The sequence below is a fragment of the Nocardioides exalbidus genome, assembly GCF_900105585.1.
Taxonomy (GTDB): Bacteria; Actinomycetota; Actinomycetes; order Propionibacteriales; family Nocardioidaceae; genus Nocardioides; species Nocardioides exalbidus.
In genome coordinates this window covers 2,695,945-2,712,816 of the sequence record NZ_FNRT01000002.1, presented here as the reverse complement: position 1 = coordinate 2,712,816, position 16,872 = coordinate 2,695,945, and the positions used below count along the sequence as shown (strand labels likewise).

Below are 16,872 nucleotides of genomic sequence, written 5' to 3'. Positions count from 1 at the left end.
AGGAACTCCTGTGGTGGGGTGCAGACGCCGGTGGTGCGAGGTGGTGCGAGGCTGCTCGAGTCTAGCGAGGAGGCAGTGCCGGATCGGTCAGGCGGCGCATGCCCCGTGCCGAGGCCATGGCCCGGATCACGTTGCGCGCCTCGGCACGTCCGCCGCGCACGGGGCTGAGCAGCACGACGGCGAGGGTGATGAGCCAGGGCTTGAGCCTGACCAGCGCGTTCTCCCCGTGGCGCAGGTGCACCACGAAGAGGTTGCGGTACATGTAGTAGCCCTTCCAGCCGGCGAGGTCGTGCTGCTGGTTGAAGTCGAGCTGGCGCACGAGGACGGCGTCGCGGACCGCCCAGATGCGGTGGCCGGCCTCGCGGGCCCGGATGGCGTAGTCGGCGTCGTCGTAGAAGATGAAGAAGGAGGGGTCGGGGAAGCCGATCTCCTCGATCACGCGACGACGGCACATGAAGCCCTCGAAGGCGACGTTGTGGACCTCGACGCGCTCCGGCATCGACGCGCGGTCGGCGTACGTCGAGTCGACCGAGGCGCGCTTCGGCTTGATCGCGAGCGGGTTGCGGAGGTCGAAGTCGACCGCGGCCTTCTCGACCAGGGCGCCGGAGAGGTCCTCGCGGACCGCGATCAGGCAGTCCTCGTCGACCGCCATCAGCGCCTCGAGGCAGCCGGGGTCGGGCACCACGTCGTCGTCCATCAGCCACACGCGGTCGTAGCCGCCGTCCCAGGCCGCCCGCACGCCGCGGTGGAAGCCGCCGGCGCCGCCGAGGTTGGTCTCCGTCGTGGTCACGTGGAGCGGCAGGTCGGTGCGCGCGTCGAGGACCTCGCGGGTGTGGTCGGTGCTGAGGTTGTCGATCACGATGACCGCGTCGGGCCGCCGGGTCTGGGCGGCGAGCCCGTCGAGCATCCCGACGAGCAGGTCGGCGCGGTTGAACGTGACCACGACCACCGCGACGGTCTCGTGCCCCGTCACGACAGGAACCTCCGGTGGCCGTCGAAGTCGCCGGCGAGACCGGCGCGCATGGCGCTGGCCGACAGCCGCAGGCGCGACAGGCTCGGGCGGGTGAAGGTGTAGAACCAGGCGGTCTTCACCACGAAGGCCATCGCGTGCAGCGGACCGCGGTAGTCGCGGAGGTTGACCAGGTTGTTGCGGGCCATGCAGTAGTGCTTGAGGTCGCTCGGGGAGTCGTTGTAGGTCGTGCGGCCGAACATCATCGGCGTGCCGAGGTTGCCGACGCTCGGGTGCCGGACGGTGGCGGTGACGACAGTGGCGACGCGGGCGCCGGACTCCTCCGCGCGCAGGCGGTACTCGTGGTCGTCGCCCCAGATGAAGAACTCCTCGCGGGGCAGCCCGATCCGGTCGACGAGCTCCTTGGTGACCAGCACGCCGTTGAAGGGGATGACGATCCCGTCGATCCGGTCGCGGCGCGCGGCACGGCGTACGTCGTCGACGGCGTGCACCACGCGGGTGCCGCCGGGCAGCCGGATCGGGAACACCAGCCGACCCGGGTCGGCCTCGTCGACGACGAGCGGACCCCAGAAGTCGAGGTGGTCGGTCTCCAGCAGCAGCTGGTCCAGGCAGTCGACGTCGGGCAGGCCGTCGTCGTCCATCAGCCAGACCAGGTCGGCCTCCTGGTCGATCGCCCAGGCCAGACCGTCGTGGAAGCCGCCGGCGCCACCGCGGTTGGTCGACAGGGACCGCGAGAGCAGCGGCACCTCACCCGCGTGGCCGCGGGCGGCGAGCCACTCCTCGGTGCCGTCGGACGAGGCGTTGTCGATGACCAGCACGGCGGCCAGGCCCTCGATCTCGCCCAGCCGGTCGACCAGCTTCTCGAGGAGGCCGAGCCGGTTGAAGGTGACCACGACCGCGATGATGCGGGGCAGCGGTCCGGTGGTCACGGCGTCCACCCTAGGGGCCGCGTCCGGGCCCTCAGCAAACCGCGCCGAGGTCCTCCGACTCGTTGGCGGCGTAGCCCTCCTTGAGCGACCCGACCGAGCCGCCGGTGACGGACGGCGGGTTGGTGGTGGGCGCGGTGCCGGGGGTGCTGTCGGACGTGGTGTCGGACGTGCTGTCGGACGTGGTGCTGGGCGGGCTGCTCGACCCGTCCGTCGCGGCGGGCGCCTCGCTCGAGGTGTCGGTCGCCGCGGCGGCGGTGTCGGTCGTCGGCTTCTGGCCCTCGGCCCGGTCGATCGCGGCCTGCACCTTCTGCTGGACGAGCGCGATGTCGGGGTTCGCCGTGTTGATCATCGGCGGCACCAGCGACAGCGTCGCGATCTTCTGGCCCTTGGCCTTGAGGGCGAGCTGCACGAAGCGGTCGACCTCGCTCCGCGGGATGTCGGTGGAGACCATCGCCGAGCTCGCCTTGGCGATCTTCTGGAAGTTCGTGAGCGCGGTCTGCGGGCTGACCTGGTCGAGCATCGCGCCCATCACGCACTTCTGCCGCGCCATGCGCGAGTAGTCGTCGGAGTCGTAGCGGGCGCGGGCGAACCAGAGGGTGTCGACGCCGTCGAGCGTGCGCGTGCCCGGCTCGATGTAGTGGAAGTAGGAGTCGCTCGGCAGGCCGACCGGGATCTTCTGGCGGACGTTGAGCTCGACGCCGCCGACGGCGTCGACGAGGTCCTTGAAGCCCTGGAGGTTGACCATCGCCCAGTAGTTCACGTCGAGGCCGGTGATGCCCTCGACGCCCTGGATGGTCGCGTCGACGCCGGGGTTGTCGGAGTCGGGGAACACGTCGGGGTGGTCGAGCGCCCAGGTCGCGAGGCCGTTGAGGTACATCCCTCCTCGTCGAACCCGTCGGGGAACTGCCCGGCCATCTCCGAGCCCTTCGGGAAGGGGAAGTTCTGCATGTTGCGCGGCAGCGAGATGAGCACCGTCTTGCCGGTCTCGGCGTCGATGCTCGCGACCGTCATCGAGTCGGGGCGCAGCCCCCAGCGCCCGGCGCCGGAGTCGCCGCCCATCAGCAGCACGTTGTAGCGGCCGTGGCTCGCGCCGACCGCGTCGCCGTTGCCGAACATGGTGATCATGAACTGGCGCTGCACGCCGACCATGTGGGCGCCGAAGAGCAGCGCGCCGGCGACGCTGAAGCAGAGGAAGCCGTTGACGCCGACGATGGCCAGGCGGTGCTGGCGCTGCAGCGTGAGGGGCTGGCCGAGGCGCCAGGCGTCGACGAACAGCCACGCCCACCCGACCGCGAGGGCCATCAGCCCGAGCCGCACGACCTGCAGGATCCAGGTGTTGGTGCCCGCCCAGAAGGCGATCCCGTGCCAGAAGTACGACGCCAGCGCGGTGCCCAGCGCGAGCGCGACCAGCGCGAAGAAGGTGCGCATCGCGATCATGCCCACGCGCCGCTTGCCCACCACGAGCTGGGCCGAGCCGGGGAGGACGAGCGTCATCAGCATCAGCGTCACCGCGCGGCGGAACCGGACGCGCTGCGCACGGTCGAGCGTGGTGAATCGCTGCTGCGACCCGGAGGGCGGGACGGGCGACATCGGGTACCTCTTCTGTGCTGGGGGAAGTCAGCCCGCCCAGTATCACCAGTCACACCCGTCCCACCGGGTCGCGACGCGCCGTCGCGCGCGGATCGGGCCCGCGTCAGGCCCGGACCAGCCCCGACCCGGGCATCGCGGCGGCCGCCATCGCGACGACGAGGAGGTCGTCGGGCTCGCGGTCGAGGAAGACGAGGCGTACGGCACCGGGGTCGGGGTTGCCGTCGTCCGGTCCGCGCCAGGCCAGGCGCAGGCCGAGCTTCTCCGCGGTCCGGCGGGACCCGACGTTGTGCTCGAGGAGGTAGGCCATCACCGGGCGGTCGGGGGCCACGTCGTGGGCCGCGTCGACCGCGGCGGCCCCCATCTCGGTGGCGTAGCCGCGGCCCACGACGCCCTGGTCGAAGCGGTAGTAGAGGTTCCACCAGCCGCGCCCGTCCGGCGGGGCGTCCGGGCCGAGGCAGCCGCCGCGGCCCACGACCGGACCGCCGTCCTCGTCACGCACCGACCAGTACGCCAGCCCGTCGCGGTCGAACCGGTGCCGGCTCGCGCCGACCATCGACTCCCCCACCGCCGGGTCGGTCAGCCTGCCGGACGGCAGGTGCACCCACGAGGCGGGGTCGCTGTGGATCTCGAAGAGGGCCCCGGCGTCGCCGTCGACCGGCTCGTCGAGCCACAGCCGCTCGGTGCGGACGTGGCGCCAGTCCCTCACCGCGTGCTCACTCCTCGCGCCCGCGGTCGATCTCGGCCTTCCTCGCCAGCCGGTGCGCGCGGCGGATCTCAGCCTCGCGCTGACGTCGTACGTCGTCGGGGGTCTCGGTCTCCAGCGGCGGCACGGGTCGCGGGTGGCCCTCGTCGTCGATCGCCACGAAGACGAAGTAGGCGCTCGCGACGTGCAGCGGCGCGTCGGCCGCGTCGCCCCAGGGCTGCGCCTCGACCCGCACCCCGATCTCCATCGACGAGGTGCCGGCCCAGTTGACCTGGGCGTAGGTCTTGATGATGTCGCCGACGTGCACGGGCTCCAGGAAGGTCATCTCGTCCATCGCCGCGGTGACGGCCGGACCGCCGCTGTGCCGGTAGGCCACCGCGCCCGCGGTCGAGTCGGCGAGCTTCATGATGTCGCCGCCGTGGACGTTGCCGAGGAGGTTCGCCTCGGTGCCCGAGGCCAGGATCCCGAGGCTCACCCGGCTGTAGGACGTGGTGCGGGCCTCGCTCATGATCCGCACGGTAGCGTCACTTCCCATGGCTGATCGACCACAGGGCTCCGGGATGCCCGAGAAGGGCACGCCCGAGTACGACTGGCTCTACGGGACCCAGTCCTCCGGCCCCTCCGGCGACGCCACGCAGCAGATGCCGGCAGGAGGGCGCAGCCAGGCCCGCCCCGACGAGACCCGGGTGATGCCAGTGGCCCGACGTGAGGCGCGCGCGTCCGGTGCGCAGCCGCCCTCCGGCAGCGGTCGTACGCCGACTCCCGCCCCGACCCCGGCCGGCGCGCGGCCGAAGAAGCGGCGGTGGCGTCCGCGGATGCGCCTCGTCCCGCTCGTGCTGCTGCTGGTCCTCGTCTACCTCCTCGGCGTGCCGCTCTACCACTGGACGAAGATCGACAAGGTCGACACCGAGCCCACCGGCCAGCGGCCGGGCGACCAGCCGGGCACGAACTACCTGATCGTCGGCTCGGACAAGGCCGACGACCTCACCGACGAGCAGCGCAAGGAGCTCGACACCCCCGAGCGCGGCGGCACCAACACCGACACGATCATCGTGCTGCACACGGGCTCGAGCGGCCGGACGATGATGTCGATCCCGCGCGACACGCTGGTCGACGTACCCGGCGGCGGCACGCAGATGATCAACGCGGCCTTCGCGAGCGGCGGCGCGCCCCTGCTGGTGCAGCGCGTCGAGGCGCTGACCGGCATCCACATCGACCACTACGTCGAGCTCGGGTTCGGCAGCGTGATCAACACCGTCGACGCCTTCGGGGGCGTGGAGATCTGCCCGAAGCAGGACATGGTGGACCCGATGGCGCGCCTCGACATCAAGAAGGGCTGCCAGGAGGTCGACGGCATCACCGCGCTGGCGTACTCCCGCTCCCGGCACGTCACCGCGCTCAGCGACCTCGACCGCGTGGCCCGCCAGCGCGAGGTGATCAGCGCGATCGGCGACGAGGCGCTGTCGCCGTGGACCTTCGTGAACCCGCTGCGCTACTGGCAGATCAACGACGCCGCCACCGGCGCGATCGTCGTCGACGAGGGGATGAACCCGCTCGACCTCGGCCGCTTCGCCCTCGCGATGACCGGCAAGAGCCAGACCTGCACGATGCCGAACCTCAACGCCCCGAGCGACCCGAACCGGATCATCGCCGACCCCGACCGGGCGCCCGCGCTCTTCAACGCGATCATCGACGACGCGAAGGTGCCGAAGTCGGCGTGCACGCCGACGGGTCGCGTCATCGGCTGACGACTCGCCTGGTCCATCGCCTGAGCGGTGAGTGAGCCACATTCCGCGCGCCTGGAACGTGGCTCACTCACCGCTCGGACAATTTCAGGACCCGCTCTTGAACGACAGGTTCCGCCGACGTACGCTCACGATATATCGCGATAGGTCACCGATAGATCTGCGATACATCACGAACTTCTCGGATCACCACACGTACGAAGGAGCACGACATGGGACAGCAGTGGCCCGGGTCCGACTGGCCCGAGAGCAACGACAGCGACAACGACGAGACCCGCGACCGGTACGACCGTCGCGGCCCGGCCCGCGGCGGCAACGACTGGACCGGCGGCTGGAGCGGCAGCTGGAGCCACGGCTGGGGCGGCCCGGGTGGTGGCGCAGGCGGGCACAGCAGGCGCGGACGCCAGAGCGGCCCGCCGCCGTGGCTCGGCGAGATCTTCGGCAACGCCTTCGCCCCGCAGCGTCCGCAGCCGCGCGGGCCCAAGGTCCGCCGCGGCGACGTCCGCACCGCGATCATCGACGTGCTGCACCGCGCGCGCCGTGCCGACGAGCCGATCAACGGCTACCAGGTGATCCAGGAGATCGCGGAGCTGAGCAACGGCGAGTGGCGCCCCTCCCCCGGCTCGGTCTACCCGACCATCCAGCAGCTGCAAGACGAGGGCCTGGTCGAGTCCGACGACGAGCGCGGCCGCCGCACCATCCGGCTCACCGACACCGGTGTCGCCTGGGCCGAGGACAACACCGACGAGCTGGCCTCGGTGTGGGCGCCCTTCGCCCGCGCGGAGGCCCCGGCCGACCAGCCGTCCGGCCACGCCGACATCAAGAGCGAGATCGCCCAGGTCGGCAGCGCGGTGTGGCAGCTCGCCACCCAGGGGTCGGAGCCCCAGAAGCGGGCCGCGCTCGACGTCCTCGTCGAGACCCGCCGCCGCCTCTACGGCATCCTCGCCGACGGCCGTGACGGAGACACCGAGGTCGAGCGATGAGCCAGCCCGACCCGCGCCTGCGCATCTCCGACGCCGACCGCGAGCGCGCGATGGCCGACCTCGCCGGCCACTACGCCGACGGACGCCTCGACCACGAGGAGTACGACGAGCGGCTCGACGCGATCTGGACGGCGCGCACCCGCGCCGACCTGGCGGTGCTCTTCAGCGACATGCCGCGCCCGCAGGCGCCGCAGCCGCCGGCCCGTGCGGTGCAGCGGGGCCGCGGGCGCGGCTCCCGGTTCCCGCTGATGCCCGTCCTGGCGGTCCTGATCGTGCTCAGCGTGCTGACCGACGCGCCGTTCTGGGTGCTGGTGTTCCCGCTGATGTTCTTCATGGGTCGTCGCCGGACGGCGTGCGCACCGGCCCGGACGGGACACGGCGGCCCGATGGGCCACGGCCCGGCCGACTACCGGCGCCCGAGGGGCTCGCGCGGCTGGTAGCCCGACCGGACGCCTCGCGCGCACATGGACCCCGTCTGGGACCATGTGCGCGTGACGTTCGAGGCCGAGGTGGTGCAGGCGCGTGCGCCGCATGCCCTGGCCCGCGCCCTCGCCGCGACCGCGGTGGTCGTGAGCGGCGCCGCGTCCGCCCACACCTGGGCCGGCGGCACGGTCCCGACCGGCCCGGGCCTGGCACTGGTCACCGTCGTCGTCCTGGCAGGTGGCCTCCTCCTCTTCACGCGCGACGTGCCCGTGTGGGCGCTCCTCCCGGCCGTCGCGCTCGCCCAGCTCGGACTGCACGAAGGCTTCGGGCTCGTCGCGCACCACGACCACGCGGCGATGGCGGCGATGCCCGGCATGCCCGAACAGGGCTGGACCTGGCAGATGGTCCTCGCCCACGGCTCCGTCACCCTGGCCACCGGGCTCCTGTGGTGGCTCGGCCGGCGGGCGGCGTCGTACGCCGTCGTGCTGCGCCGGCACGCCACCCTCCCCGTCGCGGGGCGTCCGCTGCCGGCCGCCACCGAGGCGCGCACGCACCCCCTGCAGGTCCACCTCCTGGTCCCGCCGAGGCGGGGGCCGCCGCGGGTCGTCGCTCCCGCCTGAGCCGCGAGGCCCGGGCGGGACACGCACGCCCCGACCTCACCCCTCAGGACCCCACCCCAGGACCACCAGGAGAAACCCGTGTCCACCCGCACCCTCGCGCGCCTCGGCGTGCTCACCGCCGCCACGTCGGCCATCGCCCTCTCGCTCGTCGCCCCGGCGAGCGCCCACGTCACCGCCACCCCGTCGAGCAGCGCCGCCGGCGCCTACACGGTCGTCACCTTCAGCGTCGGCCACGGCTGCGAGGGCTCGCCGACCACCGGCATCGAGATCCAGGTCCCCGAGTCCGTGCTCGCCGTGACCCCGAGCCGGAACCCGTTCTACGACGTCGAGAAGAAGATGGAGCAGCTCGCCGACCCCATCACCGACTCCCACGGCAACGAGGTCACCGAGCGGGTCGCCTCGATCGCCTACACCGCGACCACGCCGCTGCCCGACGGGCAGCGCGACTGGTTCGAGCTGTCGCTCCAGGTTCCCGACGCCGAGGGCGAGACGCTGTCGTTCCCGACCATCCAGACGTGCGAGAAGGGCGAGACCCGCTGGGTCGAGGTCCCGGCCGAGGGACAGGACGCCGACGCGCTCGAGAGCCCGGCGCCGGCGTTCGAGATCACCGCGGCGAGCGCCGAGGGCGACCACCACGGCGACGAGACCGCTGAGTCGGCGGACGAGTCGGCGGAGGAGTCGGCGGAGCAGACCAGCACCTCGACCGGGACCGGAGCCGACGCGGACGGCTCCGACTCCGACGAGGGCTCCTCCGCGCTGGGCTGGGCCGGCCTCGGGCTCGGCCTCGTCGGCGCCGTCCTCGGCGGCGTCGCCCTCGCCCGCACGCGCAGGACCGCGTGACCCGGGCGTGACGACGTACGCGCGACCGGCGCGGTGGCGCCGGATCCTCCGCACAGGGGTGGGTCCGGTCCTCGCCGCGCTGGTCGCGTGTGCCTGCGTGCTCCTCGGCAGCGCGCCGGCCTCGGCGCACGCCGAGCTGGTCGGCACCGACCCCGCGGAGGGAGCGGTCGTCGCGACCGCGCCCGGGTCGGTGAGCCTGACCTTCAACGAGCCGGTCCGGCTGACCTCGCAGGAGGTGGCCGTCTACGACGCCGAGGGCGACCCGGTCGACTCCTCGGCGGGCGCCAACGGCGACGTCGTCACCGTGACGCTGCCCGGGGCGGCCGACCTCGCCGACGGCACCTACGTCGTGTCATGGAACGTGCTCTCCGACGACGGCCACCCCGTCGCGGGTGCGCTGACCTTCTCGATCGGCTCGCCCAGCGCGTCGGTCGCGGCGCCGCCGGAGCCGTCGACCTCGTCGGCGGTCGTGACCGTGCTGCGCGACGTGGTCACCGTGGTGACCGTCGTCGGGCTGCTGCTCGCCGCCGGCCTGGCGCTCTTCGTCGCCTTCGTGCTGCCCCGGACGTGGGGAGGTGGCGAGGTGCGCTCGCGGCTGCGCCGCCTGACGTCGTACGCCGCCGGGGCGGGCGCGGTCGGCGCGGTCCTGCAGGTGCCGGTCGCGGCGGTCTACGGCCAGGGCCTCGAGCTCACCGACGTGGTCTCGTCGTTCGACGTCTCCCTCGTCACCAACGAGCTGCTCAGCGCCGCCCTGGTGGTCGTCGGGCTGGGTGTCGTGGTGCGCACGATGTCGGACGCGCCACCCGGACCCACGGCCGCGCGCGTGCTCGGAGCGGGCTCGCTGCTGGCGCTCGCCGGCCCGTCGATGGTCGGCCACACCCGCGCCTTCGCCCCGTCGCCGGTCCTCGTCTTCTACGACGTCCTCCACGTCACCGCCGGTGCCGTCTGGCTCGGCGGCCTGGTCGGGCTCGTGCTCACGCTCGGCGCGCTCGCCGGCCGGGAGCTGCTCGCCGCCCAGGCCCTGGCCCGCTTCTCGACGTTCGCGGCGGTCTCCCTGCTGGTCGTCGCGGGCGCCGGCGCCTTCCTGAGCTGGCGGATCCTCGGCTCGTGGGCCGGGTTCGTCGAGACGACCTACGGCCGCCTCCTGCTGGTCAAGATCGGGATCGCCCTGCTGGTGGCCGGGATCGGCGCGTGGAACCGGTGGCGGACGCTGCCCGCGGTCCGCGCGGCGACGGGCTTCGCCGACCGCGGGCGTGCGGCCGGGCTGGTCACGCGCGCCGTCCGCGTCGAGGCCGCGCTGCTGGTCGTGCTGCTCGGCGTGACCGGCTTCCTCGTCAACCAGTCCCCCCGTCCGGCGCCCGTCACCGCGGCGTCCGGCACCACCGGCGTCGGCGCCGCGACCGCCGGCGACCTGCGCGTGCTCGCGGTCCTCGACCCCCGGCGTACGGGCTCCAACACCGTGCTCGTGCAGGTGCAGGACGCCAGCGGCGAGCCCTACGACCCGCCGTCGAACCCGGTGGTGGAGCTGCGCACCGAGGGCCTCGACATCGGCGCCGTCGCGGTGGTGCCGATCGCCGCCGGCACGTACCGCGGCAGGGTCGTGATCCCGCGCGCCGGCGAGTGGGAGGTGCAGGTCAGCATCCCGCTGAGCCGCTTCGAGAACCCCGTGACGACGGTCAGGCTGAGCGTGCGACCGTGAGCTCGACGGGCACCGTGTGCAGGAAGCCGTCGACGCGCACCTGCACGAACAGGCGGTACTCGCCGGCCTGCTCGATCTCGGAGTGGAACGTCAGCTCGGAGCCGGCCTCGGTGATCTCGGGCGCGTCGAGCGGGTGCAGGTGCACCATCGCGCCGGTCTCGGTGTTGAAGCCGGTGACGTGGCTGTAGGCGCCGAGGTACGTGCCGAGGTTGACCGGCCGGCCGTCCGCATCCCGCACGACGAGCCGGAGCTCGCCGTCGGGACCCGTGGTCGGCGACTCCGAGACGGTCACGCCGACCACCGCGTCGTCGGCGACCGTGTCACCCGGGTCACCGGGCGGCAGGGCGAGCGGTCGGCCGAGGATGACGTGGTCGCCGTTGCCACCCTCGTCCACCGCGGTGAACTCGGTCACGGCGCGGTAGCCGCCGGCGTCGGGCACGTCGAACGGCGCCGACCAGGTGCCCTCGTCGTCGAGGGTCGGGTGGAGGTGCCGGAAGACGGTGAGGTCGTCGTTGACGACGTAGAGGTGGAGGTCCTTGGTGAGCTCCTCGACGTAGTCGGTGACCGGGTCGCCGTCGTAGTCGTCGATGCGGAAGCGCAGCTCGCCGATGCCGTCGGCGCGCTCGCGGACCTGGAGCCCGTCGAGGGAGTAGCCGACCTCGCTGACGCGCGTGCCGTCGCCCACCGGGAGCGAGGTGTGGCCCTGCCCGGGAGCGTGGGTGTGTCCGGCCTCGACCTGCCCGTCCTCGTCGGACCCGTCGCCGGCGCTGCACCCCGTGGCGAGCAGCGCGGCGAGCGCGAGCGGGAGGAGGGCCTTCACGCCGACGATCCTCCCCTACCGCTCCAGCGAGCTGTCCGCCAGGCGGATCCTGCTGCGCTGGACGTGCCCGGCGAGGAGGTGCCCGGCCTGTGCCCCGTCGCCCTCGCGGATCGCCGCCAGCATCAGCCGGTGCTCGGCATCGGCGATCCACCAGCCGGCGTCGTCGGCCTCGCCCTCGTCGCCGAGCAGGCGGGTGTAGAGCCGTCGGTAGTGCTGGGTGGTGTCCCAGAACCGCTCGACCATCTCGAGCATCGACTCCATCGGGCAGCCGGCGTAGGTGAGCAGGTGGAAGCGGCGGTCGAGGTCGAGGAACTCCTCCACGTCCCGGGTCCCGGCGATCTGCTGCTGGAGGTCGCCGAGCTCGGCGACCTGCTGATCCGTCAGGTGCGGGACCGACTCCGCCAGGACGATCGGCTCCACCTGCTCGCGCACCCGGTAGATCAGGTCGCACTCGGCCGGGTCGAACGGCATCACGCTCGCGCCGGAGTTGGGCTTGAGGCGCACCAGTCCCTGGTGGCGCAGGATCTGCAGCGCCTCGCGCACGGGCAGCCGGCTCGAGCCGAGCTCCGCGGCGACCTCCTCCTGCCGGATCCGGGCGCCGGGGGCGAGGGCGCCGGACAGGATCAGGCCCCGCAGGTGCTCGACGACCTTGCCGCTGGCGAAGCGGCCGTCCTGCGACGGGTCCGGGGTGACGGGCTGACTCACGCGCCACAGTATGACTCTTCCCTTTTTGGATCCAATATGTGATCGTCATCGCGTGGCCACCGCAGATGCGAGGGCCGTAGGCGATGGATTGGATTCGATCTAGCGATGCCGCACCGCTCTCCGCTCACCACGGATGTCCCGTGGACCGCGCTCTCCGCGACCGACGCCGACTGGGCGGAGGCCGAGCCCACGCTCCTGCGGACGATGCACGCCCAGCTCGTCCTCGTCCGCGCCTTCGAGGAGTCCGTGCTCGACCTCGCCGGCAACGGACTCGTCCACGGCCCCGCGCACTCCAGCATCGGGCAGGAGGGCGGGGCGGTCGGCTCGATCGTGACCCTGCGGTCCGGCGACACGGTGAACGGATCCCATCGCGGCCACCACCAGTTCCTCGCCAAGGCACTCGCGCACGTCAGGCCCCTCGGCGACGGCGGTGCGGGCAACGGTCTCGACCCGCGCGACAAGGTCGAGCCCGAGGTCCGCGAGGTGCTGCACCGCACGCTGTCCGAGATCTGCGGCCTCGCCGCCGGCTACTGCAACGGCCGGGGCGGCTCGATGCACCTCAAGTGGCAGGAGGCGGGGGCGATGGGCACCAACGCCATCGTCGGCGGCGGCGTCCCCCAGGCGGTCGGCTTCGCCTGGTCCCACCGCCAGGCAGGCACCGACGACGTCTCGGTCGCCTACTTCGGCGACGGCGCGATGAACATCGGCTCCGTCCTGGAGAGCCTCAACCTCGCGGCCGCGTGGCGCCTGCCCGTCCTGTTCTTCGTCGAGAACAACCAGTACGCCGTCGCCACGACCGTCGCGGAGTCCACTGCCGAGGTGCGGCTCTCGGCCCGCGGACCGGGCTTCGGCATCCCGAGCTGGCGCGTCGACGGGATGGACCCGCTCGCGGTCCACCTCGCGACGCAGGAGGCGCTCGACCACCTGCGCTCGGGCCGGGGCCCCGCGATCATCGAGGCCGACGTCTACCGCTACTTCCACCAGAACGGCCCGTTCCCCGGCAGTGCCTTCGGCTACCGCGAGAAGTCCGAGGAGAAGGCCTGGCGCGAGCGGGACCCGATCGCGATGGTGAGGCGTCGCCTCGTCGACCTCGGCCTGCACACCGACGCCGAGCTGACGGCGTACGACGAGCACGTCCGTGCCGTCATGGCCGACGTCACCGCCGAGATCGTCGAGCCCGCGCCCGGCGGCAGGCCCGGCGAGCGACGGATCCGCGCGTCGGCCTGGCCGGACCCCGGCTTCGTCGACGTCGGCCTCGTCGGCGACCTGTCCGAGCTGGCCGCCGTCGAGTCCGTCGAGGAGGAGTCGTGGCCCGGCGAGCTCGCCGAGAGCGGCTTCATCGACGTGGTCGCCGAGGTGATGGGGCGCCGGCTCGAGAGCGACGTGCGCGTCGTCGTGATGGGCGAGGACATCCACCGGCTCAACGGCGGCACCAACGGCGCCACCCGCGGCCTGGCCGCTCGCTTCCCCGACCGGGTCCTCGGCACGCCGATCTCGGAGAACGCCTTCACCGGCCTCGCCGGGGGCATCGCGCTCGACGGGCGCTACCGCCCGGTCGTGGAGCTCATGTTCGCCGACTTCATGTGGGTGGCCGCCGACCAGGTCTTCAACCAGATCGGCAAGGCGCGGCACATGTTCGGCGGCGACGACGCCGTCCCCCTGGTGATCCGCAGCAAGGTCGCGGCCGGCACCGGCTACGGCTCCCAGCACTCGATGGACCCAGCCGGCGTGCTGGCGATGTCACCCGGCCTGCGGATCTGCGCTCCGACGACCCCGTTCGACTACGTCGGCATGATGAACGCCGCGCTCACCTGCGACGACCCCGTCGTCGTGCTCGAGCACGTCGACCTCTACGCGTCGAAGGGGCTCGCCCCGGTCGAGGACCGCGACTACCTGCTCGAGGTCGGTCGGGCGCGCGTGCGCCGCAGCGGTGAGCACCTCACCGTCCTCACCTACCTGTCGATGGTCGACACGACCCTCCGCGCGGCGGAGGTGCTCCACGCCGAGACCGGCCTCGACGTCGAGGTGGTCGACCTGCGCTGGCTCGACCGGCACTCCCTCGACTGGGACACGATCTCGGAGAGCGTGCGCCGCACCACCAACGTCGTGGTCGTCGAGCAGGGCGCGCGGGCGACGTCGTACGGTGCCTGGCTGGCCGACGAGGTCCAGCGCCGGCTCTTCGACTGGCTCGACCAGCCCGTGCAGCGGGTCACCGGCGCGATGGCCTCGCCCAGCATCAGCAAGGTGCTCGAGGCGGCTGCGCTCGCGCAGGAGGCCGACGTCGTCGCGGCGCTGCGGGCGATGGATCCGCGGATCTCGCCGTCCTCCTCCGAGGCGACCTCCTCGCTCGAGGGCGGGGTGGCCTGACGTGCCCACGCTCATCCGGATGCCTGCCGTCGCCGCCGGCGCCACCGAGGTGGTGCTCGCCGAGTGGCCGGTCGCCGAGAAGGAGTCCTTCGCCTCGGGCGAGGGCTACGCGGTGATCGAGACCGACAAGGCCGTGGTCGACCTCGAGGCCGAGTCCGACGGCGTGCTCGTCCGGACGCTCGTCGCCCCCGGCGCCAAGGTGCAGGTCGGCGACCCGATCGCCCTCGTGGCTGCACCCGGCGAGACCGTCGACGACGTGGAGGCCGCGCTCGCCGCGCTCGGGTTCTCCCCCGCCCCGAGCGGAGCCGTCCCCGTCCTCGTTCCCGCCCCCACGCCGGCTGACGCCCGGCGCGTGTTCGCCAGCCCGCTGGCCCGGCGGCTGGCGCGCGACGCCGGCCTGACGACGGACGACCTGGTGGGCACCGGGCCGGGCGGTCGCGTCGTACGCCGCGACGTGGAGCTCGCGATCGCGGCGAGGCACGCGACGCCGGGCGACGCGCCCGCCGCGCCCGCCGCGCCCGTCGTCGTACCCACTCCCCCGACGCCAGCCGCAGCGGCGCCGGCACCGACCGCCGGGACGACGGAGGTCCCGCACACCCGGCTGCGGCGGGCGGTGGCCAGCAGGCTCGTGCAGAGCACGCAGGAGGCGCCGCACTTCTACGTCTCCGGCACTGCGCGTGTCGACCGGTTGCTCGCGCTCCGCGCCGAGGTCGCCGACGCCACCGGCACCAGGGTCTCGGTCAACGACCTCGTCGTGCGCGCCGTCGGCCGGGCCCACGAGCTCGTGCCCGAGCTCAACGTGACGTGGACCGAGGACGCCGTCGTCCAGCACTCGCGCGTCGACGTCGGGATCGCCGTCGCCACCGCGCGCGGCCTGGTGACGCCCGTCGTCACCGACGTGACCGGCCGGTCGCTGCTCGACCTCTCCGCGGCCACGAAGGACCTCGCGACCCGGGCCGCCGGCGGCGGCCTGCGCCAGCACGAGCTCGAGGGCGGGACCGTCGCGGTGTCCAACCTGGGCATGTTCGGGGTGGAGGAGTTCAGCGCGATCATCAATCCTCCGCACTCCTCGATCCTCGCGGTCGGCGCCGCGCGCCAGGAGGCGGTCGTCGTCGACGGCGCGCTCGAGGTCGCGACGGTGATGCGGTTCGTGCTCTCGGTCGACCACCGACCCGTCGACGGCGTGGTCGCGGGCCGCTGGATGCAGGCGTTCCTGCGCCTGGTCGAGCAGCCGCTGGGGATGCTGGCATGAGCACCAGCGAGAGCCGTCGCGAAGCCTCGGCGCGACCGGGGCTGCCCGGACTCCAGCGCCTCGACCACGTCGGCTTCACGGTCCCCGACCTCGCGCAGGCCCGGCACTTCCTCGAGGAGGTGCTCGGCTGCGAGTACCTCTACGCCAACGGCCCGTTCCGCGACGAGGAGGGGACGTGGATGTCGGACCACCTCGACGTGCATCCCCGCGCGACCTGCATGCTCCACTTCTTCCGTCTCGGCGGGCAGGCGATCTTCGAGGTGTTCGTCTACTCCTCGCCCGACCAGCGCCGGGTGTTGCCGGCCAACAGCGACGTCGGCGGTCACCATCTCGCGTTGTACGTCGACGACATCGATGCCGCGGTCTCGCACCTGCGGGCCCACGGCGTCCGGGTCCTCGGCGAGCCCACGACGAGCGGCGGTCCGAGCGCCGGCCAGCGGTTCGTCTACTTCCTCAGCCCGTGGGGCATGCAGTTCGAGCTGGTGTCCTACCCCGCGGGCAAGCAGTTCTTCCTCGACGAGGAGCGGGCCAGCGCCGCGTGGGCCGAGGCCGAGCGGGCGCTCGGGGACTGAGCCGCGCCCCTCCGGAGTGCTCAGGGGATGTCGAGGGCCTTGCAGCAGATGTCGGTCGCGACACGGAGGAGCTGGTCCTCGCCGCCGGTCCAGACGCCCTGGACCAGCGCGTGGAAGAACATCTGGTCGAGCATGACCACGAGCATCTGCACGCGGACCTTCATGTCGGCGCGGTCGTCGGCCGGGACGGTGACGAGGAACTGGGCGATCTCCTCGGAGAGCCGGTCGTAGCGCGGCTGGAACTCCTTGGCGAACTCCGGGTCGCTGGCCATCGCCTCGTGCTTGGACGGCATCAGGTTGGCGTTGTCGCGGGCCCAGTGGGTCAGCCGGAGGATCCAGCGCGCCATCGCCTCGCGGGTGCCGGCCATCAGCGCGGTGTTGAGCTCGCGCCAGTACTCGTCGGTGTGCATCCGATCGAGCGCGACGACCTCGCGGAAGACCGCGGCCTTGTCGGGGAAGTGGAGGTAGAACGTGGCGCGGTTGATCGCGGCCTCGGTGGTGATGAGGCCGATGGACGCACCGGCGTAACCCTGCTGCTCGAACACCACCCGCGCCGCGTCGATGATGCGCGAACGCGTCAGCGCCTTCTGCGCCTCCCTGAGGGACCCCGTGCCAGTCGTCACACGCGCACTGTAGGCGGTACGCCGTTCACTC

General features: G+C 72.8%; 18 protein-coding genes. 9 read left to right on the top strand and 9 right to left on the bottom strand.

The features are described 5' to 3' along the window. Nucleotides 1-61: 61 nt before the first annotated feature. From BLV76_RS13325 to BLV76_RS13305, 6 genes are all read right to left on the bottom strand, one after another. The gene (locus BLV76_RS13325; RefSeq protein ID WP_090969561.1) at nucleotides 62-973 is read right to left on the bottom strand and encodes a glycosyltransferase family 2 protein; all 912 of its coding nucleotides are present in this window, start codon (nucleotides 971-973) and stop codon (nucleotides 62-64) included. Continuing rightward, nucleotides 970-1,899 (bottom strand): glycosyltransferase family 2 protein, encoded by a 930-nt coding sequence (locus tag BLV76_RS13320; RefSeq protein ID WP_245734671.1) that lies wholly within the window; start codon nucleotides 1,897-1,899, stop codon nucleotides 970-972. Before BLV76_RS13320 ends, BLV76_RS13325 begins: the two co-directional genes overlap by 4 nt. Before the next feature lie 31 nt (nucleotides 1,900-1,930). Then, a complete protein-coding gene (locus BLV76_RS23130) occupies nucleotides 1,931-2,659 on the bottom strand; it encodes an LCP family protein (RefSeq protein WP_245734922.1) in 729 nt (242 codons plus the stop codon). Continuing rightward, nucleotides 2,656-3,489 (bottom strand): hypothetical protein, encoded by an 834-nt coding sequence (locus BLV76_RS23125; protein ID WP_245734670.1) that lies wholly within the window; start codon nucleotides 3,487-3,489, stop codon nucleotides 2,656-2,658. Before BLV76_RS23125 ends, BLV76_RS23130 begins: the two co-directional genes overlap by 4 nt. Before the next feature lie 103 nt (nucleotides 3,490-3,592). After that, nucleotides 3,593-4,195, bottom strand: coding sequence for a GNAT family N-acetyltransferase (locus BLV76_RS13310; RefSeq protein WP_090969560.1), 603 nt, complete (start codon nucleotides 4,193-4,195; stop codon nucleotides 3,593-3,595). A 7-nt stretch (nucleotides 4,196-4,202) separates the two neighbouring features. After that, the gene (locus BLV76_RS13305) at nucleotides 4,203-4,700 is read right to left on the bottom strand and encodes an acyl-CoA thioesterase (protein ID WP_090972699.1); all 498 of its coding nucleotides are present in this window, start codon (nucleotides 4,698-4,700) and stop codon (nucleotides 4,203-4,205) included. Between the two features lie 25 nt (nucleotides 4,701-4,725). Between BLV76_RS13305 and BLV76_RS13300 the strand changes: the two genes are divergently transcribed. From BLV76_RS13300 to BLV76_RS13275, 6 genes are all read left to right on the top strand, one after another. Further along, nucleotides 4,726-5,940 carry an LCP family protein gene (locus tag BLV76_RS13300; protein WP_090969559.1) on the top strand — a complete coding sequence of 405 codons (1,215 nt, stop codon included), beginning with the start codon at nucleotides 4,726-4,728 and terminating at the stop codon, nucleotides 5,938-5,940. Between the two features lie 209 nt (nucleotides 5,941-6,149). Further along, a complete protein-coding gene (locus BLV76_RS13295; RefSeq protein WP_090969558.1) occupies nucleotides 6,150-6,920 on the top strand; it encodes a PadR family transcriptional regulator in 771 nt (256 codons plus the stop codon). Continuing rightward, nucleotides 6,917-7,360 carry a DUF1707 SHOCT-like domain-containing protein gene (locus BLV76_RS13290; protein WP_090969557.1) on the top strand — a complete coding sequence of 148 codons (444 nt, stop codon included), beginning with the start codon at nucleotides 6,917-6,919 and terminating at the stop codon, nucleotides 7,358-7,360. Before BLV76_RS13295 ends, BLV76_RS13290 begins: the two co-directional genes overlap by 4 nt. Before the next feature lie 51 nt (nucleotides 7,361-7,411). Continuing rightward, the gene (locus BLV76_RS13285; RefSeq protein ID WP_139306572.1) at nucleotides 7,412-7,963 is read left to right on the top strand and encodes a hypothetical protein; all 552 of its coding nucleotides are present in this window, start codon (nucleotides 7,412-7,414) and stop codon (nucleotides 7,961-7,963) included. 78 nt (nucleotides 7,964-8,041) lie between these two features. Continuing rightward, nucleotides 8,042-8,803 (top strand): YcnI family copper-binding membrane protein, encoded by a 762-nt coding sequence (locus BLV76_RS13280; RefSeq protein ID WP_090969555.1) that lies wholly within the window; start codon nucleotides 8,042-8,044, stop codon nucleotides 8,801-8,803. A 7-nt stretch (nucleotides 8,804-8,810) separates the two neighbouring features. Next, the gene (locus BLV76_RS13275; protein ID WP_090969554.1) at nucleotides 8,811-10,502 is read left to right on the top strand and encodes a copper resistance protein CopC; all 1,692 of its coding nucleotides are present in this window, start codon (nucleotides 8,811-8,813) and stop codon (nucleotides 10,500-10,502) included. Here the strand turns inward: BLV76_RS13275 and BLV76_RS13270 are convergent. Continuing rightward, nucleotides 10,480-11,322 carry a hypothetical protein gene (locus BLV76_RS13270; RefSeq protein WP_090969553.1) on the bottom strand — a complete coding sequence of 281 codons (843 nt, stop codon included), beginning with the start codon at nucleotides 11,320-11,322 and terminating at the stop codon, nucleotides 10,480-10,482. The two genes, BLV76_RS13275 and BLV76_RS13270, sit on opposite strands and share 23 nt — an antisense overlap. 15 nt (nucleotides 11,323-11,337) lie before the next feature. Then, a complete protein-coding gene (locus tag BLV76_RS13265) occupies nucleotides 11,338-12,027 on the bottom strand; it encodes a GntR family transcriptional regulator (protein ID WP_090969552.1) in 690 nt (229 codons plus the stop codon). 105 nt (nucleotides 12,028-12,132) lie between these two features. Here BLV76_RS13265 and BLV76_RS13260 point away from each other — a divergent pair, with 105 nt between their 5' ends. The 3 genes from BLV76_RS13260 to BLV76_RS13250 are packed head-to-tail and all read left to right on the top strand — an operon-like array spanning nucleotide 12,133 to nucleotide 16,218. Next, nucleotides 12,133-14,394, top strand: a complete 2,262-nt coding sequence (locus tag BLV76_RS13260) for an alpha-ketoacid dehydrogenase subunit alpha/beta (RefSeq protein ID WP_090969551.1) — start codon at nucleotides 12,133-12,135, stop codon at nucleotides 14,392-14,394. 19 nt (nucleotides 14,395-14,413) lie between these two features. Beyond that, the gene (locus tag BLV76_RS13255) at nucleotides 14,414-15,646 is read left to right on the top strand and encodes a dihydrolipoamide acetyltransferase family protein (RefSeq protein WP_245734669.1); all 1,233 of its coding nucleotides are present in this window, start codon (nucleotides 14,414-14,416) and stop codon (nucleotides 15,644-15,646) included. Continuing rightward, complete coding sequence (locus BLV76_RS13250) at nucleotides 15,643-16,218, top strand: VOC family protein (protein ID WP_090969549.1); 576 nt, start codon at nucleotides 15,643-15,645, stop codon at nucleotides 16,216-16,218. Before BLV76_RS13255 ends, BLV76_RS13250 begins: the two co-directional genes overlap by 4 nt. Before the next feature lie 20 nt (nucleotides 16,219-16,238). On the opposite strand, the gene BLV76_RS22585 is transcribed toward BLV76_RS13250, so the two are convergent. Next, on the bottom strand, nucleotides 16,239-16,841 hold the full coding sequence (locus tag BLV76_RS22585) for a TetR/AcrR family transcriptional regulator (protein ID WP_175539673.1): 603 nt from the start codon (nucleotides 16,839-16,841) through the stop codon (nucleotides 16,239-16,241). Nucleotides 16,842-16,872 lie beyond the last annotated feature (31 nt).